19 protein-coding genes and 2 tRNA genes are annotated in these 24,637 nt (G+C 58.6%); 6 read left to right on the plus strand and 15 right to left on the minus strand.

The features are described 5' to 3' along the window. Positions 1-84 precede the first annotated feature (84 nt). Together LGH74_RS11715 and LGH74_RS11720 are read right to left on the minus strand one after the other, a co-directional pair. Positions 85-870 (minus strand): TIGR02757 family protein, encoded by a 786-nt coding sequence (locus LGH74_RS11715; protein ID WP_226175887.1) that lies wholly within the window; start codon positions 868-870, stop codon positions 85-87. A 98-nt stretch (positions 871-968) separates the two neighbouring features. Further along, positions 969-1,949 carry a LysM peptidoglycan-binding domain-containing protein gene (locus LGH74_RS11720; RefSeq protein ID WP_226175889.1) on the minus strand — a complete coding sequence of 327 codons (981 nt, stop codon included), beginning with the start codon at positions 1,947-1,949 and terminating at the stop codon, positions 969-971. A 251-nt stretch (positions 1,950-2,200) separates the two neighbouring features. On the opposite strand from LGH74_RS11720, the gene kdsB reads away from it, so the two are divergent. Continuing rightward, positions 2,201-2,947, plus strand: coding sequence for a 3-deoxy-manno-octulosonate cytidylyltransferase (kdsB, locus tag LGH74_RS11725; protein WP_226176654.1), 747 nt, complete (start codon positions 2,201-2,203; stop codon positions 2,945-2,947). A 21-nt stretch (positions 2,948-2,968) separates the two neighbouring features. Here kdsB and LGH74_RS11730 read toward each other — a convergent pair whose 3' ends face one another. The 4 genes from LGH74_RS11730 to gap all read right to left on the minus strand — a co-directional run bounded on the left by LGH74_RS11730 (position 2,969) and on the right by gap (position 6,075). Further along, a complete protein-coding gene (locus LGH74_RS11730) occupies positions 2,969-3,277 on the minus strand; it encodes a hypothetical protein (RefSeq protein WP_226175891.1) in 309 nt (102 codons plus the stop codon). Positions 3,278-3,551: 274 nt separating this feature from the next. After that, the gene (locus LGH74_RS11735) at positions 3,552-3,902 is read right to left on the minus strand and encodes a translation initiation factor (protein WP_226175893.1); all 351 of its coding nucleotides are present in this window, start codon (positions 3,900-3,902) and stop codon (positions 3,552-3,554) included. A 159-nt stretch (positions 3,903-4,061) separates the two neighbouring features. Further along, the gene (locus LGH74_RS11740; protein WP_226175895.1) at positions 4,062-4,952 is read right to left on the minus strand and encodes a diacylglycerol/lipid kinase family protein; all 891 of its coding nucleotides are present in this window, start codon (positions 4,950-4,952) and stop codon (positions 4,062-4,064) included. Positions 4,953-5,067: 115 nt separating this feature from the next. Beyond that, positions 5,068-6,075 (minus strand): type I glyceraldehyde-3-phosphate dehydrogenase, encoded by a 1,008-nt coding sequence (gap, locus tag LGH74_RS11745; protein ID WP_226175896.1) that lies wholly within the window; start codon positions 6,073-6,075, stop codon positions 5,068-5,070. A 318-nt stretch (positions 6,076-6,393) separates the two neighbouring features. On the opposite strand from gap, the gene LGH74_RS11750 reads away from it, so the two are divergent. From LGH74_RS11750 to LGH74_RS11770, 5 genes are all read left to right on the plus strand, one after another. Beyond that, a tRNA-Glu gene (locus LGH74_RS11750) sits at positions 6,394-6,465 on the plus strand. A gap of 21 nt (positions 6,466-6,486) precedes the next feature. Continuing rightward, a tRNA-Glu gene (locus LGH74_RS11755) sits at positions 6,487-6,558 on the plus strand. 395 nt (positions 6,559-6,953) lie between these two features. Further along, a complete protein-coding gene (locus LGH74_RS11760) occupies positions 6,954-7,700 on the plus strand; it encodes a hypothetical protein (RefSeq protein ID WP_226175898.1) in 747 nt (248 codons plus the stop codon). Positions 7,701-7,761: 61 nt separating this feature from the next. After that, positions 7,762-10,539 carry a TonB-dependent receptor gene (locus LGH74_RS11765; RefSeq protein ID WP_431357448.1) on the plus strand — a complete coding sequence of 926 codons (2,778 nt, stop codon included), beginning with the start codon at positions 7,762-7,764 and terminating at the stop codon, positions 10,537-10,539. 93 nt (positions 10,540-10,632) lie between these two features. Next, positions 10,633-13,059, plus strand: coding sequence for a hypothetical protein (locus LGH74_RS11770; RefSeq protein ID WP_226175902.1), 2,427 nt, complete (start codon positions 10,633-10,635; stop codon positions 13,057-13,059). A gap of 92 nt (positions 13,060-13,151) precedes the next feature. Here LGH74_RS11770 and LGH74_RS11775 read toward each other — a convergent pair whose 3' ends face one another. From LGH74_RS11775 to LGH74_RS11815, 9 genes are all read right to left on the minus strand, one after another. Further along, positions 13,152-14,696, minus strand: coding sequence for an aldehyde dehydrogenase family protein (locus LGH74_RS11775; RefSeq protein WP_226175904.1), 1,545 nt, complete (start codon positions 14,694-14,696; stop codon positions 13,152-13,154). Positions 14,697-14,785: 89 nt separating this feature from the next. Next, entirely contained in the window at positions 14,786-15,826 is a 1,041-nt protein-coding gene (gene fbp / locus LGH74_RS11780; RefSeq protein ID WP_226175905.1) for a class 1 fructose-bisphosphatase, read from the minus strand. Between the two features lie 268 nt (positions 15,827-16,094). Further along, positions 16,095-16,571, minus strand: a complete 477-nt coding sequence (locus tag LGH74_RS11785; protein ID WP_226175906.1) for a nuclear transport factor 2 family protein — start codon at positions 16,569-16,571, stop codon at positions 16,095-16,097. A gap of 30 nt (positions 16,572-16,601) precedes the next feature. Further along, the gene (locus LGH74_RS11790; RefSeq protein WP_348532994.1) at positions 16,602-17,930 is read right to left on the minus strand and encodes an MFS transporter; all 1,329 of its coding nucleotides are present in this window, start codon (positions 17,928-17,930) and stop codon (positions 16,602-16,604) included. Positions 17,931-17,959: 29 nt separating this feature from the next. Beyond that, positions 17,960-18,616 carry a beta/alpha barrel domain-containing protein gene (locus tag LGH74_RS11795; RefSeq protein ID WP_226175907.1) on the minus strand — a complete coding sequence of 219 codons (657 nt, stop codon included), beginning with the start codon at positions 18,614-18,616 and terminating at the stop codon, positions 17,960-17,962. 118 nt (positions 18,617-18,734) lie between these two features. Beyond that, positions 18,735-19,745, minus strand: a complete 1,011-nt coding sequence (locus LGH74_RS11800) for a sugar kinase (protein WP_226175908.1) — start codon at positions 19,743-19,745, stop codon at positions 18,735-18,737. Between the two features lie 63 nt (positions 19,746-19,808). Beyond that, complete coding sequence (uxaC, locus tag LGH74_RS11805; protein WP_226175909.1) at positions 19,809-21,260, minus strand: glucuronate isomerase; 1,452 nt, start codon at positions 21,258-21,260, stop codon at positions 19,809-19,811. A 189-nt stretch (positions 21,261-21,449) separates the two neighbouring features. Next, positions 21,450-23,105: a UxaA family hydrolase gene (locus tag LGH74_RS11810; protein ID WP_226175910.1), complete on the minus strand. Its 1,656-nt coding sequence runs from the start codon at positions 23,103-23,105 to the stop codon at positions 21,450-21,452. Then, entirely contained in the window at positions 23,102-24,628 is a 1,527-nt protein-coding gene (locus tag LGH74_RS11815; protein WP_226175912.1) for a tagaturonate reductase, read from the minus strand. Before LGH74_RS11815 ends, LGH74_RS11810 begins: the two co-directional genes overlap by 4 nt. Positions 24,629-24,637 lie beyond the last annotated feature (9 nt).

Genomic DNA, 24,637 nt, shown 5'->3' on the forward strand with positions numbered 1-24,637 from the left:
ACTCGAAAGTAGGTAGTAGGTACTGCGGATTGGAAAGAGAATGCTAAGGTAAACACGTTGCAGCCGGGGAAAGATTCAGCGGCGTTAATAAAGTGTGTCTTTGCTGGTTTTCTCCTCCACCCCCAGCCCAAATAGCGCGAAATCGTACTTCACCGGGTCGTGGGGGTCGAGCAGGCGCAGGTTGGCGGTCAGCTCCTCGGCGGCCCGCCAATCGACGACGGGGCGGGTGAGCAGGCCCAGCTGCCGGGCCTGGCGCTCCACGTGCACGTCGATGGGGCACACCAGCTCGGCCATCGGTAGGCGCGTCCAGAGGCCGAAATCCACGCCTTTATCGTCTTGCCGCACCATCCAGCGCAGATACATATTCACCCGCTTGCAGGCCGAGCCTCGGGCGGGCGTGGCCACGTGCTTGCGGGTGCGCTGGGGCGCGTCGTCGAGACTGAAGAACAAGTCGTGGAAGTTTTCGAGCCGCTCCCGCTGGGTATTGCCGTGCAGAAATGCGTCTTCGAGCGTAGTATGGTCGGCGTAGAACCAGCGCAGCCAGTACACGAAATACAGCAGGTCGGTGTCGCAGAAAGTACGGTGGCAGAAGCCGAGCAGCTTTTTCAGGTCCTCATCCTGGTGCTGAGTGATAAACTGGTGGGGCGCGTCGTCCATGCGGCGCAGCAGCTCCGTTACCTTACTGATGATGGTAGGGCGGCGGCCCCAGGCCAGCAGGGCGGCAAACAGGGCGCTGATTTCCACGTCGGCCCGCTGCGAGAAGCGGTGCGGAATGCTGATGGGGTCGTGCTCGATAAAAGCCGGCTGGTTGTAGCGCGCGTAGCGCTCTTCCAGCACGGCCCGGATGTTTTGAATTTGCGCGGATTCCACGGCGTATGTCGAGGTAGAGGAAAGCTAAAAAATCACAAAGGCCATCATATCGACAGCCTTTGGAGGTATTCCTGCAAGTAGTGAAAGGCGTCAGGCCGTTACGGCACATAGGACGTTTCGACGCGGAAGCGGGAGTCGGGCGTAGCCAGCTTCTGCACGGCCCGGCGCGAGAGGCGCACCAGAATATTGCTGTTTTCGCCCGTATCGGGCAGCTGCCCAATCACGCGCACGTACACCGACTGGCCGTTCATAATGTTGCGCACCTGCATGATGGTGCCTACGGGCGCGGTTTTGTGCAGGGCCAGGTACTTATCGGTGCCGCCGCCTTCGATGACGGCCGCCAAACCGCCTTCCGTCACCTTGCGCACGATTTCACTGGCCCGCTCGGGGGCGTGGTCCTCGTCTTTGCCGGCCGCGGCGGGCGTCACGGTGGCGGGCGGCGTTTCCTTGTCTTTGTCCTTATCGGTGTCGTCGGCGCGTTCCGGGCGGTTGTTAGGCGCCGGCGTCGGGGCTTTCGGGGCCGGGCTGGCCGCCGTTGGCTCTGGAACAGCAGCGGCGGTGCCGCCGGCGGGAATCACAATCAGGCTCTGGCCGATGCGCACCCCGGCATTATCGGGCAGCTTGTTGAGCTTGGCCAGTGCGTCGGGTGTCGTATTAAAGCGGCGGGCAATGGAAAACAGTGTTTGTCCCTTTTCTACCTTGTAGATCTTGTTGCCCTTGGCGTCGGTTGTCAGGTCGCGGGTAGCAGCGGCGCTGGGGGCCGGGGCAGCAGTTGGCTTAGCAGCCGTAGCGGCCGGCGTGTTCATCACCACGCGGTTGCGCGGCACGAGCACCACCTGGCCGGTGGTCAGGGTGCCTTCCAGCTTGGGGTTGGCTTCCACAATCTGATCCACGGGCACTTTATAGCGCCGGCTGAGCCCGTACAGGGTTTCGCCGGGGGCGACGCGGTGCTTGATCAGCACTTTATTATTCCGGTATTCAACCCCGATGGAATCGGGCAGGATGGCGGGACGAACAGCCGCCGAGGCGGAAAAACCACAGCCGACAAACGCGGCCAACAGCAATGAAAAACGAGTCATACGGACAGGGCGCAAAAAACGGGCAACGGCGAAAAACTAGATGGATGGCACGCTGCCAGCAGCATAAACGCAGCCGAAAGATAAATAAATAATCCTTGAGCAGACTGGATAAGACGGGCAAATCCGGCACAGAGGCGCGGGCGGGTAGCGGACCGGAGCAGCCGGTAGCGAATTTGGCGCCACATTGGGTGGAAGCTGAAATTCGGGGTACTTTCGGCTTCCGTTTCCCGCCTTCCCGCCCTGCCGCCATGATCAACGCCATTGGTATTATCCCCTCCCGCTTCGCCTCCACCCGCCTGCCCGGCAAGCCCCTCACCGACTTAGGCGGCAAAACCATGATTCAGCGCGTGGTGGAGCAGGCCCGGCTGGCCAACCTGAGCCGGGTAGTAGTAGCCACCGACGACGAGCGGATTCTTAACCACGTGCGCAGCTTCGGCGGCGAGGCCGTCCTCACCTCCCCCGACCACCCCAGCGGCACCGACCGGGTATTCGACGCCTACTGCCAGCTCGACACGCCCGCCGACTGCATCATCAACATTCAGGGCGACGAGCCCTTCATTCAGGCTGCCCAGATCAACGCCCTCATTACCCTGTTTGAGGCCGACCCACGCACCCAGTTGGCCACGCTGGTGAAGCCCGTGGTGACGGAGGAGGAGCTGTTTAGCCCGCACATGCCCAAGGTAGTAGTCGACACCCGGGGCGAGGCGCTTTACTTCAGCCGCCACCCCCTGCCCTACCAGCGCCAGCACCCCCAGGACCAGTGGCTGGCCCACCACCGTTACCTGCGCCACATCGGCCTCTACGCCTACCGCCCCGATATCCTGGCCGAGCTTACCCGCCTACCGCCCTCCACGTTGGAAGTGGCCGAGTCGCTGGAGCAGCTGCGGTGGCTGGAAAACGGCTACCACATCCTGACCGCCGAAACCGAGCTGGCCACCCTGGGCATCGACACGCCGGAAGACGTGGCCCGGGCCTTGACGCAGCTGGGCATCCGGTAGCCAGTTAGCCGCGTCGTTTTCCTATTGCTGATCTTCCCACTGCTCAATCGGGTGGACTCGATAAGCCGTGTTGGTCGTGCGTAGCGGAGCCGTGGCCCAGGTTGTTGTATCCCGTAAAAGAAGTTGGATGGTCCGCTCACAGTTCGGTTTACAGGAAAGCGGCGCGAAAACCAGGCACGTACTGTACTCCACCTCAATCCAGTCGTACTCATCGGTACTTTGCAGCACCGGCCGCAACTGCCGGGCAAAGTACCGGGCTTCTTTTCTGAGCGTACTACTGTCGCGGTTACAAAGCAGGCTAACCGTATTCTGCTCATACACGTGGACCATAAACGCGGTGCCAGTTGAGTCCAACGACTCCTTTTCCCCGTTCCGGTCGAAACCTGAGTAGCAAACAAGGCTAAACCGGCGTTGCGTCGGAAAAAGTAGTGGCAGCCACCGCTGGATCCACGTTTTCTGGCCGCTGTCCGCACGCTGCAGGTAGTCGTTGAGTTCTTGCTCCACTACACGCTGTGCCTCATTAAGCGGCCGTTGTTTAGAGCCGCAGGCACTCATGCTCAAGCTGAAAAGGAGTGCTACACCCATCGTGGCAAAACCGCCGAGCTTAGCCACCGGCTTTCTTAGCCTTGTATTTCTGTTCGAGCAGCACTGCCAGCACTTTGTCGCGGAAGTCGCCCTGAATCAGGATTTCGCCGTCTTTGGCGTTGCCGCCCACGCCGCACTTGGTTTTGAGCAGCTTGGCCAGGCTCTGCAAATCCGCATCCTGGCCCACGAAGCCCGTAATGAGCGTGACTTGCTTGCCACCCCGGGCTTTCTTGTCGAGCTGCACGCGCAGGTTCTGCTGCTGGGACGGCAGGGTTTCGGCCGTTTCCTCCTCGCTGTGCTGGTATTCGAAATCGGAATTGGTGGAATACACCACGCCTTCGCGGCCCCGGCGGTTCTTGTCGGCTTTCATATGGTGAAGTTGAGAAGTTGGGAGTTTGAGGTGCATGCGGCCTATGTGGCGCCGGCAAAAACAGGTAGCAATGGCTGCCGCAACAGGCAAAAAATGTGAGGTGAGTCGGTGCAAGCAAGTTGCGCAGATTGCACAGCAACTCACAATTTCACCATCTCACTATTTCACTGCCCCCACCGCTACTTCCAGCGCCAGGGGCTCCAGCCGCACGTCGAATTGTTGCGCGTCGCCCACGTAGTCGCCATCTACGTGGAAGCCCAGCGCCCGGGCGGCCTGCACCTGCACGCTGCTGCAAGTATGATACACGGCGGCTCCCGAAGTAGGCAAGTTACCCAGCGCCAGACCAATGCTTACACGTACGGCTCGGCGCAGCGGCAGCTCGTCAATCAGGCACAGATCCAGCAGCCCGTCGGAAATATTAGCCAGCGGCGCTATGTAGGCGTTGTTGCCGTACTGGGCCGCGTTGGCAAAGGCCAGCACGTAGCAGTTGGTTTCCAGCGCTTTACCCTGCATCGTCACCGTAATCGGGGTGGGTTGGTAGCGGCGGTATTCGCGCAGGGCCACTTGCACGTAGGTGCCCAGCCCGCGCGTACCGGCCACGGCAAAGCACTTGCTCACATGGGCATCGAACCCCAGGCCCGCCGTGCAGAAAAACGGGTGCCCATTGATATGCCCCACATCGATGCGCTGAAACGACGGAGCGGCCAGCAGCCGGATGGCCGCCGGTAAGGACAGCGGCACCTTCAGGTGGCGGGCCAGCCCGTTGCCCGAGCCCCGGGGCAGAATGCCCAGTGCCGCCGTGGTACCCAGCAAGCCCCGCCCCACTTCGTTCACTGTGCCGTCGCCGCCCACGGCCACCACGATGCGGAAACCCTCATTGGCCGCCTGCCGGGCCAGTTCCACAGCGTGGCCGGCGTACTGCGTCAGCCGCACCTCGTAGTCGACGGCCGCCGGGCTGAGATACTGCGCCAGCAGCGCCGGCACATCCTGACGCCGGTTGGTGCCCGAGTTCGGGTTGATGAGAAAGCAAATCCGCAGCTTATCAGACATAGACGGCAACAACGCAACAGGTAGCGAAAAGTTGATCAGCAGGCCACAGCCCGCAACAAAAAAGCCCGCCCAACCGGGCAGGCTTCTTTGGAATACTCAAGGTAGCAGATGCTCCTTACTTGCTCATGGCCTCACCCAATTTCTGGATCAGGTCGGCGGTGCGGGTGCTATAGCCGGTTTCGTTGTCGTACCAGCCAATTACTTTAGCGAGCGTGCCGCTAGCCGAAGTCAGCTCCGAGTCAAAGATGCAGCTGTGCTTGTTGCCCACGATGTCGATGCTCACGATGGGGTCGGTGGTGTACTCGATGATGCCTTTCATGGCACCTTCCGAGGCCGACTTCAGCGCTTCGTTGATCTGCTCTTTCGTAGCTTCCTTCTTCAGAATCACGGTCAGGTCGGTCATCGAGCCATCCGGCACGGGCACGCGCATGGCCAAGCCATCGAGCTTGCCTTTCAGCGTAGGCAGTACCAGGCCCACGGCCTTGGCAGCACCAGTGCTGGTGGGGATAATGCTATAGGCCGCAGCCCGGGCGCGGCGCAGGTCCTTGTGGGGTGCGTCCTGCAGGTTCTGGTCGGAGGTGTAAGCGTGTACGGTCGTGATGTAGCCTTTCTCAATGCCAAACACCTCGTCGAGCACCTTGGCCATTGGGGCTAGGCAGTTGGTGGTGCAGCTGGCGTTCGAAATGATGGTTTCGTCGCCGGTCAGGATATCTTCGTTTACGCCCAGTACCACCGTTGGAATATTGCCGGTAGCGGGAGCCGAAATCACCACTTTTTTAGCGCCAGCGGTGATGTGCTGACCAGCGCCAGCCTCATCCACGAAGCGGCCCGTCGATTCGAGCACTACGTCGACGCCCATCTTGCCCCAGGGCAGCAGCTTGGGGTCGCGCTCGGCGAGAGCGGCAATGCGCACGCCGTTTACCGTCAGGCTCTCCTCGTCGTAGGTTACCGTGCCGTCGAAGCGGCCGTGTACGGAGTCGTACTTCAGCAGGTGCGCCAGCGTCTTGTTATCAGTCAGGTCGTTGATGGCGACTACTTCCACGTTGTCGCGGCCGAGCAGCGACTTGAACGTCAGGCGGCCAATGCGGCCGAAGCCGTTAATGGCGACTTTTATTTTAGCCATAATAAAGGGAGATGAGGTTTAACGGCCCCTACGGAACCGAGTGAAAACGCGGAGCGAAGGTACCGGGTACGGTTAACTTCGCCAAATCAATATCCATCCCCTAAAAACACCGCCAATTTTGAGGTCTAGCAGGCTCTTTGGCCGGACCCAAACAAGGCGTATTTCTATAATGGCGCGGCTTATTGGCGACAGTGTCATTTTTTTCGCCTGAAAATCAGCCATTTTACGACTCGAAACCCGTTTTTTTTGAATCAGGTCTTGTGCCACCGGTTGTCTTATCTATCTTTGCAGCATCAAAACGGGTTCGGGACATTATATGGTCCGTTCGTCTAGGGGTTAGGACAGTAGATTTTCATTCTACCAACAGGGGTTCGATTCCCCTACGGACTACTAACCGACTCGTTTTGACATGGTCCGTTCGTCTAGGGGTTAGGACAGTAGATTTTCATTCTACCAACAGGGGTTCGATTCCCCTACGGACTACTTAACCAAGCTACTTGGTTTATTTTTTCAAAAGGCCCCTTGCGCAAGCAAGGGGCCTTTTTTATTGGCCATTACGCACAGGCAACGGCCCCAGCAGCCAGTGTTGCTACCGGTCTTTGAGGCTTGACTGGGTGCTTTCTTTAATGTGTCTGGGTCCCGGCTAGCTCTGCCGTAGAGGTGCCGTGGTACCAGCCCCTAAGAGGGCTACAAGCAACCATTTCCCTTATTTCTTGCTCAATGTTAGAAGGTTCTGTTTGATGCAGCACCTATATATAATATTTCATACAAACAATATAACATTTAACACACAACTAGAAATACTACTTACCCATGCTTTACCTTACAGGGCATTATATTACGCTTACCGTTGCTCTACTCCACACCTTACTGCTCCTATGAAAACATCAGGATTGCTTTATGGCCTCATGCTGCTGGGCCTACTACAGGCCCACGGCTCCCGGGCCCAGGCAATAAAGCCTGATTCCAGCTTCCTAGCTCTAGCTTCCGCCAAAATGGCAAGCCTACAGCTGGAGGACCCGGACAACAGCTCCCACCTATACAATGGGGCGGAATACGTCCACTACGAAAGAATGTACACCCACGTCGAGGGGCACCAGTTCTTTCAGACTACTGAGCTGCAGCCCGGTGATATTTATTACGACGGCGCGCTCTACCACAATATTCCGCTGCTGTACGATATCAAGCTGGACCAGGTAGTGCTGAAGTTTCCAAAGAGTCCGCTCCAGCTGAAGCTGGTCAACGAGAAGCTAATGTCTTTTACTGTCAATCAGCACACTTTTGTGCGTTTGGTAGGCGATAATACGGCTAAGGCTGCGGTACCCACCGGTTTTTACGACGTTCGGTTGGAGGGCAAGACGCGGGTGCTGGCCCGGCGGATAAAAAAAGCCAATGAGACGATTACCACCACCGGTGTAGAGTTATCCTTCGACGAGGCCGACAAATTCTATGTCGAGAAAGGCGGGGTAGTTTACCCCATCAGCGGCAAAGGAGCATTTGTGGCGGTGCTGGAAGACAAGAAGAAGGAGTTGCGAAAATATATCAGCACCCAGAAGCTGAAATTCACGAAGGAGCAGCAGGAAGCTTCCTTTATCAAGCTGGCGCAGTACTACAACACGCTATAACGCGCGGTTTATTTTTATCCGTTGGTCTGCCCATTCCCTCACCTGTAGCACAATCATTAGTATGCGGCTTTTTTACCGATTACTCCTTTTCTTATTAGCCAGCAGCATGGGCAGCGCAGCCGTTGCGCAGCAGCTTACGCCACCGCTCATTAGCGGCGACTTTACCAATATCCGCTTCCCGGAATTCGTCAAGCAGCTGGAGGCCAAAACGCCCTACCGCTTCTACTACCAGCCCGAAGCCCTCGATACGCTGAAGGTAAATCTGCAGGTGACGGAAAAGCCGCTGGACGCGGTGCTGCTGAGTGCGCTGCAGAAAACGCCGTTCCGCTTTGCCTTCGACAATGAGCGCCGGGTCTATATCACGACGGGTACGGCTTTGCAGCCCAACCTGCCCGACAACTTCTTCATGCTCGAAGCCACCGATGCCGTAGCCGTAGAGGATGAGACAGTGGTGGACGAGGATGCCAAAGCCCGCAGCAATTCCAGCACCTCGGAGCTGAAGCTGTACGAAATAGGCAAGCGGCCGGCCACGCCTGCTACCGGCAAGGTGACGCTGGCCGGCCATATCCGCGACATTAACTCGGGCGAGCCCGTTATCGGGGCGGCGGTGTTCGTCGAAACCCCAGCTACCATCGGCACGGCTACCGACCAGTTTGGCTACTACGCCCTCACGCTGCCGGCGGGCCGCTACGAGCTAAAAGTTCGGGGTATCGGCATCAAAAACACCCGCCGCCAAGTACTGCTGCACGCCAATGGCAAGCTGGAAATCGATGTGGAAGAGGACATCACGCCGCTGAAGGAAGTGATTATCGAGGCGGAGAAAGACAAGAACGTGGCGGGCATGCAGATGGGCCTCGAGAAGCTTGATATTAAAACCATGCGGCAGGTGCCCACGGCCTTCGGCGAAACCGACATTCTGCGGGTGGTGCTGACGCTGCCGGGCGTGAAATCGGTGGGGGAAGGCAGCACTGGCATGAACGTGCGCGGCGGCGCCACCGACCAAAACCTGATCCTATTTAACGACGCCACTATTTATAATCCGGCCCACTTATTCGGTTTCTTTTCGGCCTTTAATCCGGACATTCTCAAGACGGTGGAGCTGTATAAAAGCGCCGTGCCCGCCAAATACGGCGGCCGCCTTTCGTCGGTGCTGGATATTGCCACCCGCGACGGTAACAAGAAGAAGTTTGCTGGCTCGGGCGGCATTGGCTTGATGACCAGCCGACTCACGCTGGAAGGGCCGCTGGTGAAAGATAAAAGCGCCTTTATTATTGCGGGCCGCACTAGCTATTCCGACTGGATTTTGCACCAGATACCCAACAAAACATATAAGGAAAGCTCGGCTTCTTTCTACGACCTGAATGCCCACATCAGCCACGAAATCAACGACAAAAACACCATTTACGCCACCGGCTATATCAGCCGCGACCAGTTTAAGCTGGCCACCGATACGCTCTATAAATACCTGAACCAGAACGCCAGCGTAAAATGGCAGCATAGCTTCAACAATAAGCTTTACGGGGTACTGACGGGTGCTTTCAGCGACTATCGGTACACGGTTTCCAACGAAAAAAACCCGGTAAATGCTTCCGTGCTGTCTTTCGGCCTCAAGCAGTATAACGTGCAGGCCGACTTCAGCTATTTCCTTAATAACAAGCACACCATCGACTTCGGCGTCAACAATATTTACTACTCTGTAGCGGCCGGCAGCCTCAAGCCCATCGGCGGCGAGTCCCTGATTGAGCCGGACATTCTGCAGAATGAAAAGGCGCTGGAAAACGCTATTTATATATCCGATAAGATTGACGTGACGCCGCGCTTCGCGGTTTCACTCGGCTTGCGCTACTCTTTATTTAATGCCCTGGGGCCGCGCGACACCTACCAATACCTGCCCAATATTTCCAAGTCTGAAAACACAATAACCGACACCATTTCCTACCAAGCCGGCAAGAGCATTGCTACGTACCACGGCCCCGAATACCGGCTGTCGGCCAAATACTCGCTGTCGGATAATTCATCAGTAAAGGCCAGCTACAACCGCATGCGTCAGTATATTCACATGCTGTCCAACACGGCTTCCATGTCGCCAACGGATATCTGGAAGCTGAGCGACGGGAATATCCGGCCCCAGATTGGCGACCAGTATTCGGTGGGCTACTACCGGAATTTCAAGTCCAATACGATTGAGACATCGGTAGAAACCTACTACAAGTCGATGCACGATTTTGTGGACTACAAAAGCGGCGCGACGCTGATTCTGAATCATCATATCGAAACCGATGTGGTAAATGCCGAGGGAAAAGCCTATGGCGTGGAGGTGATGGTGAAAAAGCTGACTGGCAAGCTCAATGGCTGGGTAAGCTACACCTACTCCCGCTCACTGGTGCGGGTGAATGCAGCTACTACCGGCGACATGGTTAACGGCGGCAAGTATTATCCCAGCAATTTCGACAAGCCCCACGACGTCACTATGATTGGCAACTACCGGTTTAGCCGGCGCTTCAGTACGTCGCTGAACTTCACTTACAATACGGGCCGCCCCATTACGCTGCCGCTGGTAAAATACTACGTCGGCAACTCCATGCGGGTGTATTATTCGGAGCGCAATGCCTACCGCGTACCAGATTATTACCGGCTCGATTTGGCCCTCAATATTGAAGGCAACCACAAAATCAAGAAGCTGGCCCACGGCTCCTGGACGGTGGCCGTGTACAACCTAACGGGCCGTAAAAACCCGTACTCGGTTTATTTTAAAGCGGAGCAAGGCAAAATTAACGGCTATCAATTATCGATTTTTGGCCAGCCTATTCCCACGGTTACCTACAATTTCAAATTCTAGCAAGAGGCGCCAATAGCAAACTCACTCTCGGGAAATGCCCCTATTAGTTGAGTGAGGCTGCCGGTAAATACTTCTTCTCCTTATTGCCATTCCATGAAGCCTGCCGCTCCTTTCTCCGTTACCCAAGCAGCCCTCCGAGTTTTTGCGGGCGGGCTGCTTTGCACCTTTGCTGCAGGCTCGGCCTACGGCCAAACGGACTCGTTGCGCACCATCAGCCGCCAGCTGAGTCGCTACAGCCAGCATAGGCTGCCGGAAAAGTTATTTCTGCACGTCGACCGGCCGTTTTATGTCGTCGGGGAAATCATGTGGTTTAAAGTATACGCCGTCGATGGCGTATTCCACAAGCCAATGGCGGTAAGTAAAATAGCCTACGTGGAGCTGGTCGATAAGGCCCAAAAGCCGGTACTACAAGGCAAAATAGCACTGGATAAAGCCACTGGTCAGGGGTCTTTCGTGTTACCGAAAGGACTGGCTTCGGGCACTTATACCATCCGGGCTTATACTAACTGGATGAAGAATTCGGCCCCGGAATTTTACTTCCACAGCGCCATTACCATTGTCAATACCTTTGGCTCTGTCACAATAAAGCCCGCCCAGGAAAAGGCCGAATACGATGCGCAGTTCTTTCCCGAAGGCGGCAACCTAGTGAAAGGACTGCCCAGCACCGTAGCCTTTAAAATTGCGGATCAGCTGGGTAAAGGCATTGATGCGGCCGGTATTATCGTGGATCAGCGGGGCACCAATGTGGCGCAGTTTAAAACCCTGAAATTCGGGTTAGGCTCCTTCTCATTTACGCCCACTGAAGCCGGCACTTCCTACAGCGCCGTAATTACGCTGCCGGGTGGCCAAACCGTGACGCGGAAGCTGCCGGGCGTGGCCGAGAAAGGCTACGTGATGCACCTGAGCAACGATAACGCCGAGACGCTCACCGTATCGGTTAGAACGAATAGCGCCGACGATGCGGATGATATTTTACTGCTGGGCCACGCTCGGCATATACCGTCCGTCTCCGCTATTGGCCGGTTCAAGAATAATCAGGCCGTATTTTCCGTCCGAAAAAATGAGTTGGCGGAAGGCATTTCCCATTTCACAGTTTTCAGCGCGCAGAAGCAGCCGCTGTGTGAGCGACTCTATTTCCGCAACCCGGGGCAAAAGCTGAACGTCAGCGTCAAGACCGACAAAGCAACCTACACGACCCGGGAGAAAGTAAGCCTGCAGGTGGCTACCACCAACCCGGCCGCCCAGGCTACGCCCGCCGCGCTTTCCCTGGCGGTGTACCGGCTCGATTCACTGGCCAATCTTCCCAGCAGCAACATCAACAGCTACCTGTGGTTAGCCTCCGACGTGAAGGGCCGAATCGAAAACCCCGATTACTATTTCAGCACAGCGCCCGAGGCTGAGCAGGCCGCCGACAACCTGATGCTGACCCAGGGCTGGAGCCGCTTCCGCTGGACGGATGTGCTGGCGGCTAAAACGCCGGAAATCAAATTCTACCCGGAAACGAGCGGCCACTGGATTCAGGGCAAACTGACCAAATCAGCTACCGGCCAGCCCGCCCCCAACGTGCCCGTATACCTGTCGAGCCCCAGCCGGCAGGCCCGCCTGTATAACTGCATTAGCAAGCCGGATGGCACCATTCAGTTTGAAATGCGGGATTTTTATGGGCCTAAGGAAATTATTGTGCAGAACAATACCCAGCTCGACAGCTCCTACCGGGCCGAAATCTACTCCCCGTTTTCGGCGCAGTATGCCGCCGGGCAGGTGGTGCCGTTTAAGTTCTCGGAGTTTTTCCGGCCCGAAATAGCGCAGCGCCACGTCCAGTCGCAGCTGCAAACCGCGTATTACAAAAAGCTTAACTCGCGTTACAAGCTACCCGCCAACGACAGCGTGGCCTTTTACGGCAAGCCCGACGAAACGTACCTGCTCGACGCGTTTACCCGCTTCAAAGTAATGGAAGAAGTGATGCGCGAATACGTGCCGGGCGTACTGGTCCGGATTCGCAAAGACGGGTTCCACTTCCAGGTAATGGACCACCTGAATAAGACTGTGATGGTCGACAACCCGATGGTGCTGCTGGATGGCGTACCTATTTTCGACATCGACAAAGTAGTAGCCCTCGACCCGCTCAAGATTCAGAAGCTGGAAGTCATTACCAGTAACTATTTCCACGGCCGGGAAGTGTACCGCGGGTTGGTGAGCTACACCACCTACAAAGGCGACCTGGGCAGCTACAAGCTTGACCCGCACGCGCTGCTGCAGGAATACGAAGGCCTGCAGCTGCAGCGCGAGTTCTACTCGCCCCGCTACGAGACGGACCCGGCCAAGCAAAGCCGCCAGCCCGATTTCCGCAACCTGCTCTACTGGAACCCCGACGTAACGACCTCGGCCGGCCGCAGTACAGAGCTGGACTTCTACACCGCCGACCAGCCCGGCAAATACCTGGTGGTAGTGCAGGGCATGACGGCCAACGGCCATGCCGGCAGCACGCGCTACACGTTTGAGGTGAAGCAGGCTTTGTAGTCAGGCTTTTTCCGAAGACTATCAACAAAAAGGCCCGCCGCATTCCTCGAATGCGGCGGGCCTTTTTACGCTTTACGGGTTAAACCGGCAGCCTACACTTTTTCGGGCAGCAGCGTGGCGTCCACGTAGTTGCCAAGCACGGGCTGGTTGGCGTCGCCTTGGGTTACTGCTTCTACCAGCAGCTTACCGCCCACGAAAGCGCCTTTCCAGGATTCGCCGAGGCCGCCGAAAACTTCTTCCCGGTCGCCGCGCGAGCGGAGCTTATTCACGCCCATTTTAAAGGCGCGGATTTCTTTGGACGTACGCTGGGCCCACTTTTCGTCGTCGGAGGCCAGGGCACCTACCAGGGCACCGTTACTGATGTTCATTTCGCCCACCAGCTCCTCTACCCTATCCACGAGTACGATGCTGTCGATAGGGCCGAAGGGCTCCTTGAAGTACAGCTCGCTCTGGCGGGGCAGGTTTACCAGAGCCCGGGGGGCGCGGTAGGCACTCATATCCTGGCCGGGCAGAAACAGGCTTTCGTCGAGCTTGCCCTGAAACACGGGCGTGGCGCCGGTTTTCAGCGCATCGGCGTAGAGCCGGTCAAGGTCTTCGGCCTGGGCTTTGTTGATAACGGGGCCAAAGGCCAGCTCCGGCAGTTTGTCGCCGGGGCTGTCGACGAGCGTGGGGTTGCCCACTTTCAGGCTTTTCACGGCTTCCCAGTAGGTTTCCAGGAACTGCGGAAACAGGCTGCGCTGCACCACGAAACGCACGTAGGCCGTGCAGCGCTGCTTGCCGTAGTCGTAGCCCTTCTTGAGCTGGTCGGCCATGCTGTTCCAGTCCGAGTAGTCCCAGATGCCGTAGGTATTCACGCCTTCCATTTCGAGCATGTAACGCTTGTGCTCCGAACTGAGGGCGTCGGCAATGTTGCGGCCGTTGTAGCGGCCACCCACGAAGCTGAGGCAATCCACGGCGTCGTTTTTCACCAGCACCTCGCTCAGTTCACCACCGCCGCCGCTCACGAGCGTGACTGGCAGGCCGCAGCGGCGGGCAATGGCGAAGGCAAAGCTTAGGGAAATAAAGCCGCCGTCGGTGGGCGTTTTAGCAATAACCGAGTTGCCGCACAGCACCTGCACCAGCACCGCGTGCAGCAGCACCGAATGCGGGTAGTTCCAGGAAGCAATATTAGACACCAGGCCCAGCGGCTTGCGTGTGCCCAGCATACCTTCGATGTTATCCACGTACCATTGCACGCCCTCAATGGCGCGGTCAATGTCGGTGAAGCCCAGCTTGTAGGTTTTGCCGATTTCCCACATCAGCAGCTTGCCTACCAGTTCTACGTGGGGCCGCAGCTGGTTGAGACATTCCTGCACTTTCTCGCGGCGGGCGTCTAGGTCGGTGGCGGCCCAGGCGGCGGCTTCGCCTTTGGCGAATTGCACGGCTTTCAGCGCGGTTTCGCGGTTCAGCATCGGCATCCAACCCAGCTGCGTACCGTCAATGGACGAGGTGAACTCGCGGGGCGTGCCCGGCTGCTGCCAGCGGCCTTCCATCAGGTTCTGGAACTTGCCGTCCTGGGTGAAGATTTCGGGCGTAATCTGCTTGACCTGATTCAGCAAGGAGCCGAATTCCACCGCGGGCGAAATGATTTTGGGCATGAAAAAGACGTAAAGGTGTTGGATTGGACCAGGCGGGTGGGACCAGCGGGGTACGCTACTGCAGAAGACTATTCGCGAATAAAAATGTTTTAGCCGGCTTGACCAACCCCAGCCGCCGGAACGGCCTCGGCGACCATGCAGGCCACCAGGTCATCCACCATGTCGGAGGAGCCGATGAAGAGCGGGGCGCGCTGGTGATAGTCGACGGGGGCAATGTCGAGCACGGCCTCGGTGCCGGCCAGGGCCTTGCCGCCCGCCTGCTCGATGAGGAAGGCCAGCGGGTAGCCTTCGTAGAGCAGGCGCAGCTTGCCGTTGGTGTTCTTGGCCGTGGGCGGATAGAGGTAGATACCGCCTTTAAACAGATTCCGGTGGTAATCGGCTACCAATGAGCCGATGTAGCGGCCACTGTAGCGCCGCTCCTTGCACTGGGTGAGGTAGCTGCGCACCCACTCGGGGTAGTCGTACCAGTTGCCTTCGTTGCAGGAAAACGTGGTGCCCTGCTCAGGGATTTTTACGCCGTCGTGGGAAAGGAAAAACTCGCCCAGGGAATGCTCATACGTAAAGCAGGCCACACCGTGCCCGGTACTATACACGAGCATCGTGCTGGAGCCGTAGAGGATGTAGCCCGCGCCCACCTGCTTGCGGCCGCCCTGCAGAAAGTCTTCCTTGGTAGCCTTGGTGCCGATGGGCGACACGCGCCGGTAGATGCTAAAAATGGTACCGATGCTGACGTTGACATCAATATTTGAGGAGCCGTCGAGTGGGTCCATGGCTACCACGTAGCGGCCCTGGTCATTGCCGGTGTGAATGATTTCGTCGTCTTCCTCAGAGAGAATGGCGCAGGCCTCGCCCCCGTTTTTCAGGGCCCGAATGAAGCGAATGTTGGCTACCACATCGAGCTTCTGCTGCTGCTCACCCTGCACGTTCTGGGCACCGTAGTTGCCGGTAATGTCCATCAGGCCGGCCCGGTTGATTTCCCGGTTCACGATTTTGGCGGCCAGGGCCATGTCGCGCAGCAGCTGGCTCAGCTCGCCGGTAGCGAAGGGAAATTCCGCCTGCTTGCGCATAATGTAGCGGTCCAGGGTAGTGCCGACGGGACTGGCGAGCGTATTTTCTTGGGGTGAGGTCATGGGTGGAATTGGTAGAGTTCAGGCAACATGTTAGCGTGCTTCCCCGCCCGAGGAATCAATAAGCGTAGGTAAAACCAGAGTTTTGGACATTGGCAACCAAGGGCAGGGCGGCAAATAGCGCCAGCAAGGTACGCCACGAATTGCGGAAACGATTGCGCAGAATGGATTCTAAGCCGCCGCTTGAGCGGTGCAATACCTAGGTTTCCGGTGAATTAGTCGTTCCGGTTTCCCTGCTTAACCAAGCGGAGAAACCGAAACAAGACCGTGCTTAGCTTTTAGCCTCGGGCTGCTTCTGGGACTGCCAGAGCACTACCTGCCAGCCTTTTTTGGCGTCTTTCACCTGCACCACCACATACTTGAGGTGGGCAACGTTGGGCGTGCCATCGGGCTTGTTGGGCTGGTAAATAGTGATGGTGCCATTGACCACGGCCGCTTTGCCATCGTTGTAGGCCCGCACGTTCAGGGCTTCCACGTCGATTTTATCGTACACGCTCTTGCCGTCCCGGATGCTCTGGATGTAGTCCTGCTTGCCGTTCTGCTTGCCGTTGGAGTGCGTGTACACCAGGTCGTCGGCGAAGAATTTCTCCAGCAGGGCGTAGTCCTTTTTCACCTGGGCCTCGAAGCGCTGCCGCTCCAGGGCTTCCACTTCTTTGGCAGCGGCCATATCTTTCTTGTTGGTGGTAGTTTGGGCAAAAGCCGCCGCGCCGAGCACGAGCAGCAGGGCAAACGTGAGGATTCGTTTCATGAGTCGGTGGGGAATTCTACGGGTGGCAGATTACGCGTCGATGTCGATTTTCTTCATGCGCGGCGCCAGGAAGTGCATCAGCACCCAAGCCAGCAGGTAAGCTGCGCCGCAAATCCAGAACATGATGAAGTAGGCCTTGTCGAGCTGTCCGATGCTTTCGTAGTGCACAAACATGCGCTTCTGCACCAGGGCCGTGAGGGCAATGCCGCCCAGACCACCGGCCATACCGCCGATACCCGTCACCGAAGCCACGGCCCGTTTGGGGAACATATCCGACACGGTAGTGAAGATGTTGGCACTCCAGGCCTGGTGCGCCGCCGCCGCAATACCGATAACCAATACGGCCAGCCACATATCGACCTGCCCCAGCTTCTGGGCAAACACAATCGGGAACACGCAGAGGGCAATGAGCAGCATCGAGGTTTTGCGGGCTTTGAAAGCGGGCCAGCCGTTCTTGATGAAGTTCATCGGAATCCAGCCGCCGCCGATGCTGCCGATGCTCGACAGAATGTACACTACCGCTACCGGCAATGATACGGCAGTGCCTTTCAGACCGTACTGCTTGTTGAGGAAATCGGGCAACCAGAACAGGTAGAACCACCAGATGGGGTCGGTCAGGAACTTGCCCAGCACGAAGGCCCAGGTTTGGCGATACGTCAGCAGCTTAAACCACGACACTTTCGGCTGCGTTTCCACGGCTACGGCGGCCAAATCGTCCACGTCGGAGTGGATGTAGTCGAACTCGGCTTTGGTGAGCTTAGCGTGACGGGCCGGTACTTCGTAAAGCCAGAACCACAGAATCAGCCACACGAAACCCAGGGCGCCAGTAATGATGAAAGCCCACTGCCAGCCGATAGATTCGGCAATCAGCGGCACCGACAGCGGCGCGATGATGGCGCCGACGTTGGAGCCTGAGTTGAAAATACCAGTGGCCAAAGCCCGCTCCTTCTGCGGAAACCACTCGGCCGTGGTTTTGATGGCAGCCGGGAAGTTGCCGGCTTCCGTGACGCCCAGAAAGGCCCGGGCCACGCTAAAGCCCAGCGTGCTGCTCACGAAGGCGTGGCCAATGGCGGCTAGGCTCCACAGAAACGTCGACAGCGCGTAGCCCATCTTGGTGCCGAGCTTGTCGATGACGCGGCCCACGCCCAGCATGCCGAGCGAGTAGGCCAGTTTGAAGGCAATTTCGATGTTGGCGTAGTCGCCCGAATTCCACTTGAATTCCACCTCCAGGTAGGGCTTGAGCAGCGAAATAACGGCCCGGTCGAGGTAGTTGACCGTAGTGGCGAAAAACACCAGGGAGCAGATGGTCCACCGGTATCGGCCCATGACGGAATTGTCCAGGGAGGGCGGGTTGGGCACGGCTGGGGGGATAACCGAGGCTGTTTTCATCACGAAGCGCGAGAGGTGAGAAATTGCATGAGCGGCGCAATACGCGGCGCGATGACAGCCACGTCATCCGCACCTTTAAAGAGTTGGGAGCCAATCCCAACCACGTTGACGCCGGCCCCGAACCATTCGGTAAGGCTGGCTTCGGTGGGCTCTACGCCGCCGGTTACCATCAGCTTCACGGCAGGCATTGGCCCGCGCAGGCTCTTGATAAAATCGGGGCCGAGCACGTTGCCGGGGAATATTTTCACCAGGCCCGCGCCGTGCTGGCTGGCGGTATACACTTCGGTGAGCGTCATGGCGCCGGGCACCCAAGCCACGTCGTGGCGGCGGCAGGCCTCGGCCACGTCGGTGGTCATAATGGGCTGCACCACGAAGTCGGCACCGGCGGCAATGAACTGCTCGGCCTGGGCGGCGGTGTAGATAGTACCAATGCCGAGCAGCATTTCGGGCAGGTGCTCCCGCACGAAGCGCTGCAGCTGGGTGAATACCTCAAAGGCGTTGGCCCCGCGGTTCGTGAATTCGAACACGCGGACCCCACCCTCGTAGCAGGCCAGCACCACGCTTTGGGCATAGGCGGCATTGGCATGGAAAAACACCGGCACCAAAGGCGCGGCCAGCACGCGCTCCAGAACTTCGGCAGAAGAGTATCGGGACATGGATTTTAGTTGTCAGTTGTTGGTTGTCAGTTGTTAGTTGCAGGCTTCAGGTTGGTTATCAGTATTCAGTCAGATCAGAACAACCTAACAACTGACAACCAATAACTAACAACTAGCCTTACCGGAGCAGGCGCCCCGAGGTGTTGCCTTTCACGACTTCGTCGACTTCGGCCTTGGTGGCCAAGTTGAAGTCGCCGTGAATGGTGTGCTTGAGGGCGGAAGAAGCTACCCCGAAGGTCAGGGCCTGCTGCTGGTCGTCGGAGGTGAGCGAGCCGTAGATGAAGCCCGCAATGAAGGCGTCGCCGCCCCCGATACGGTCCACGATGGGCACAATGTCGTAGCTGGGGCTTTCCACGAAGCTCTTGCCATCGTACAAGATACCTTTTAGCTGGTTGTGCGACGCACTCAGCGTTTCGCGCCGGGTCGTGATGACCTGCTTCACGTTCGGGAAGCGGGCCATCAGCTGTTCGGCCATCGAAGTAAAGCTATGCGAAGCACCTTCTTGCGGTACAATGCCGAATAAATCTTCGGAATCGTTTTCGGAAGCCACGATTACGTCGCAGCCTTCCACCAGCCCGGGCATTACGTCCTGAGCCTTCTGGCCGTACTGCCACAGGTTGCGGCGGTAGTTCACGTCGCCCGAGACGGTGATGCCCAGGCGGCGGGCCGCCGCAATGGCGTCTTTACACGCCTGGGCGGCCGAAGCGGAAATGGCCGGCGTGATGCCCGTCCAGTGAAACCAGCTGGCATCCTTCAGGATTTCGTCCCAGTTGAAATCCTCGGGCTGCAGGTTGGCAAAGGCCGAGTCGAACCGGTCGTACACCACCTTGCTGGGCCGCATCGAGGCGCCAACTTCGAGGAAGTACAGCCCCAGCCGCTCACCGCGAAACACGGTATGCACCATATTCACGCCGTAGCGCTGAAAATGCTGGGTAGCGGCTTGGCCCAGCTCGTTGGCCGGAAAGCAGGTGACGTGGGCCGCGGGCATGCCCAGCTGCGTCAGCGACGCGGCCACGTTGGCTTCGCCGCCGCCGTAGGTGGCTTCGAAGGTGGCGGTTTGGGTTAAGCGGTAGTTCAGCGGCGGCGAGAGCCGCAACATGATTTCGCCGAACGTTACTACCTGCTTCATGTAGGGTGGGTTGTGAGTAGAGGATCAGGAAAAAGCCGGCCCGCACGCCGGGCCGGGCGCAAGCTAGGCTTTCTCGGCTACGCCGGCAGCTTCCACCGGCTCAGCCTGGGTTTCAAAGCCGAAATAGCCCTGGGCGTTGTTGTAGCAGATATTCTGCACCATGCCACCTACCAAGGCCAGGTCGTCGGGCAGCTCGCCGTTTTCCACGTCGTTGCCGAGCAGATTGCACAGAATGCGGCGGAAATACTCGTGGCGCGGGTACGAGAGGAAGCTGCGCGAATCGGTAAGCATGCCCACGAAGCGGCTCAGTAGCCCCAGGTTCGATAAGGCGTTGATCTGGCGCTCCATGCCGTCTTTCTGGTCGAGGAACCACCAGCCCGAGCCAAATTGCAGCTTGCCGGGAATAGTGCCGTCCTGGAAGTTGCCGATCATGGTGGCAAACAGCTCGTTATCGGCTGGGTTCAGGTTGTAGAGAATCGTCTTGGCCAGCTTGTCCTGGGTGTCGAGCCGGTCGAGGAACTTCGACAGGGCCTGGGCCTGAGAAAAGTCGCCGATGGAGTCCCAGCCGGTATCGGGGCCGAGCTGGCGCAGCTGGCGGGCGTTGTTGTTGCGCAGCGCGCCCAGGTGGAACTGCTGGGTCCAGCTTTTCTCCCAGTCGAGCTCGGCCAGAAACACGAGCATGGCCGATTTGAACTGGTGTACTTCCTTCGAATTCAGGCTTTCCCCGCCGCGCACTTTGGCAAAAATGGCGCTAACCTCGGCGTCAGTGTAGTCGGCGGCGTAAATCTGCTCCAAGCCGTGGTCCGACAGGCGGCAGCCCAGGGCAGCAAAGTAGTCGTGGCGCACGCGCAGGGCCGTTTGCAGGTCCTGGTACGACCCGATATCCACGGCGGCTGAGGCCCCGAGCTTGTCGAGGTAAGCGTTGTAGGCCGGGGCATCCTCGGGCGTCATGGCCTTGTCGGGGCGGAAGGTAGGCAGCACCTGCACGGCGAAGTCGGAGGCGGCCAGGGCGCGGTGGTGCTCCAGGGAGTCGGCCGGGTCGTCGGTGGTACAGAGCGTGCGCACGTTCATTTTCAGCAGCAGGCCGCGCACCGAGTACTCGGGCGTCTGGAGCAGGGCGTTGCAGTGCTCGTAGATGCGGCGGGCCGAGTCCTTGTTCAGCACTTCCGTCACGCCAAAGTAGCGCTGCAATTCCAGGTGCGTCCAGTGGTAAAGCGGGTTGCGCAGCGTGTAGGGCACGGTTTCGGCCCATTTCTCGAACTTCTCCCAGTCGGAAGCATTGCCCGTGATGTAGCGCTCATCGATGCCGTTGGTGCGCATGGCGCGCCACTTGTAATGGTCGCCGTAGAGCCAGAGCTGGGTGATATTCTCAAACTGCTTATCCTCGGCAATCTGGTCGGGCAGCAGGTGGTTGTGGTAGTCGATGATGGGCATCGAGGCAGCATACTCGTGGTAGAGCGTGCGGGCCGTCTCGGTCTGCAACAGGAAATCGGCGTCGAGAAAAGGCTTTTTCATAATCGTAGGTGGGGCCGGGTGGGAAGTCGCGGCGTAAAAGCGTGAGGTCGGGTTAGGGCAAGGCAAAGTAACTAGGAGACGGCAGGCAGGTGTTCTGGACTCTCCTGGAAAATGTAGTTGTCGATTGTTCGTTGTCAGTTGTTAGCTCGTGCTGATGCCTAGTCCTAACAACTGACAACGAACAACTATTTACAGCGACACGCCGCGTTTCCAGGGAATGAAGTCGGTTTGACCGTGGCGCACGGCGGCTACTTCCTCGCCGCTGGCCACGCGAATCACGTAGTCCAGAATCCGTTCCCCGGCCTGCTCGATGGTTTCTTCGCCGTCGATAACGGTACCGGTGTTCAGGTCGATGATGTCGGGCATGCGGTTGGCCAGGGCCGTGTTGCTCGAAATCTTCACCACGGGCGCAATTGGGTTGCCGGTGGGCGTGCCCAGGCCGGTGGTAAAGAGCACGATGGTGGCCCCGGAGCCTACCTCAGCGGTAGTAGACTCCACGTCGTTGCCGGGCGTGCAAAGCAGGTTCAAGCCGGGCTTGGTTACCAGCTCGGGGTAGTCGAGCACGGCTACCACCGGCGACGAACCACCTTTGCGGGCTGCCCCAGCCGATTTCATGGCGTCGGTAATCAGACCGTCGCGGATATTGCCCGGCGAGGGGTTCATGTCGAAGCCCGAGCCCACGGCCACGGCCGAGTCGCCGTAGGCCTTCATCAGGGAGCTAAACCGCTCGGCCGTCGGCTGGTCTACCGAGCGGTCGACCAGTTCTTGCTCCACGCCGCACAGCTCGGGGAATTCAGCCAGAATAACCGAGCCACCGAGGGCCACGAGCATGTCGGACACGTGGCCTACTGCGGGGTTAGCCGAAATACCGGAGAAGCCATCCGAGCCGCCGCACTCCAGACCGATGGTTAGCTTGCTGAGCGGGGCGGGCTGGCGGTGCTGGGCGTTGGCCTGCATCAAGCCAGCAAACGTCTGGCGCAGCGCTGTGCTGATGAGGTCTTCCTCCGTACCAATTTTCTGTTGCTCCAGAATGTAGAGCGGCTTATAGAACTGGGGGCTGCGCTTGTTGATTTCGTCCTGGAGCATGCTCACCTGCGCGTTCTGGCAGCCCAGGCTGAGCACGGTGGCTCCGGCCACGTTGGGGTGCGTAATGTAGCCGGCCAGCAGGCCGCAGAGCGTCTGGGCATCCTGGCGAATACCGCCGCAGCCGCCTTCGTGCTGCAAAAACCGCACGCCGTCCACGTTGGGAAACAGACGGGGTTTCTGGCGGCTGATTTCGGCCGAGTGCAGGTCGGTAGCCAGAATTTCCTCTACCGTTTTACCAGCCTGCATCAAGGAAATCAGCTCCTGGGTCTGGGGCTGGTAGCTTTTCTTGCGGCCGTAGCCCAGGTCATCGACCAAGGCCGCTTCGAGCACCTGAATGTTGCGGTTTTCGCAGAATACCAGTGGAATAACCAGCCAGTAGTTGGCCGTGCCCACGCGGCCGTCGGCGCGGTGGAAGCCCATGAAGTTGCGCTCCTGCCACTTGGTCACATCGGGTACGGGCCAGTTCAGGCGGTGTACGCCGGTGGTCTGGTCGAACGAGTCGGTGGCGTGCTGAATGTTGGAGGTGGTGAGCAGGCCGCCAAGCGGAATACGCTCCCGCACTTTGCCGACGAGCACGCCGTACATGTGTACCAGGTCGCCGGGCTCGAAGGCCTGGGGCGCTACTTTATGCTTGGCCGGAATAGCCTGGGTGGTCGTTATCATACCATCCTTCCACGGCACGGGCGTACCGATGGGCAGGTCGGTGAGGGCGACCAGCACGTTGTCGTGGGGATGAATCTGGGCTACTAAATGCTTCATGAGGCAAGGGAAACCTTTTGGGTAAAATAGCTGGCTAGCGTGGCCTGGGCGCCATCCTGCAGCAATTGGTGCAGGTATTTCTCGACGCGGGCCGCGAAACCGGGCAGTTGGGCCAGATCATGGCCCCAGAGGGTTTTATTACGCAAAACCGTAGCAGTTAATTCCGCGGGGCTCAGGCGCTGCCAGAGGTCGGCGAAGTAGCCAGCCTTCTCGTCCTGAATCGGGTATTGCTGGCCGTTGGCCTCGCCGTACCACCCGTCGGGGCGCTGCTCGGTGCCGCGCATAAAGAGCAGATAGGCGGCAAAACCCAGAGCCATGTAGTCGGGCACCACGGCCAGTTTCTTGTAGTAATGCAGCAGCGTGGGCACGTTGCGCATTTGAATTTTCATGGTATAGTTGAGCGTGATGCCCAGCCAGCGGTGCTCGATGTAAGGGTTGCGGAACCGGTCGAGAACCTGCATGCCGAAGCGCTGGCCCACTTTCTCATCCACGGCGTAGGGAATGCCAGGCAGCAGATCAGCCAGCATCAGGTTCTGGATAAAGCCAGCCAAAGCCGCGTCGTCCATGGCCCCGCGCACGGTGTCGAAACCGGCCAGGTGGGCCAGCCCGCAGCTGAGCGTGTGGGTGCCGTTGAGCAGGCGCAGCTTCAGCTCCCGGAACAGGTCAATGTTGGGCTGCACGATGACGCCGGCATCGGCCTGCTCAAACGACAGCACCGATTTGACATGCGCGTTGCCCTCAATGGCCCAGAGCAGGTAAGCTTCCGACATCGTGAGCAGGTCGTCGGAGTAGCCTAGCTCGGCTTCCAGGGCGGCCTGGGTGGCCGCGTCGGGGCGGCCGGGCACGATGCGGTCCACGAGCGAGTTGCAGAAGTGGTTGGCCGCTTCGAGCCACTCGATAAAGTCCGCGTCGAGGCCGTTGAGGTGGGCCAGCTCCAGCACGATGCCTTCTAGCTTTGAGCCGTTGTTGGGAATCAGCTCCGTGGGCACAATCACCAGCCCCTTGTCCAGCGCGCCATCGAAGGCCTGGTAGCGGGCATACAGCACGGCCAGCAGCTTGCCGGGAAACGACTGGGGCGGCGTAAGCTGAATCGACTCCGAAACCAGCTGAATACCCACCTCGGTGGTGTTGGAAATGACCACCTGCAGCTCCGGGGTGCGGGCCACGCGCAGCACGTCGGCCCACTGGCTTTTGGCCGACAGTACCCGACTGATGGCCGAGCACACCACATTTTCCTCCACCGTCTGCCCATCGGCCACGCCCCGGATGCAGAGCGTGTAGAGCCCGTCCTGGCGGTCGAAAGCCGTGGCGTCGCCCCCGTCGGTCGACTTGACCACCACGATACGGCCGTTGAAGAAGCCCTGGCGGTTGGCTTTGTCGATGAGGTAGTCGGGCAGGCCGCGCAGCAGCACGCCGGTGCCGAACTGCAGCACTTTTTCGGGCAATTCAAAGTGCGTCGCCTCGGGCATTGCTACTGCCGAGGGCGAGAGGGCAAGTGCCGCTTCTTTGGATAAACTGGCCATGATTCCGAG

The sequence above is a fragment of the Hymenobacter lucidus genome (assembly GCF_020447265.1).
GTDB classification, from domain to species: domain Bacteria; phylum Bacteroidota; class Bacteroidia; order Cytophagales; family Hymenobacteraceae; genus Hymenobacter; species Hymenobacter lucidus.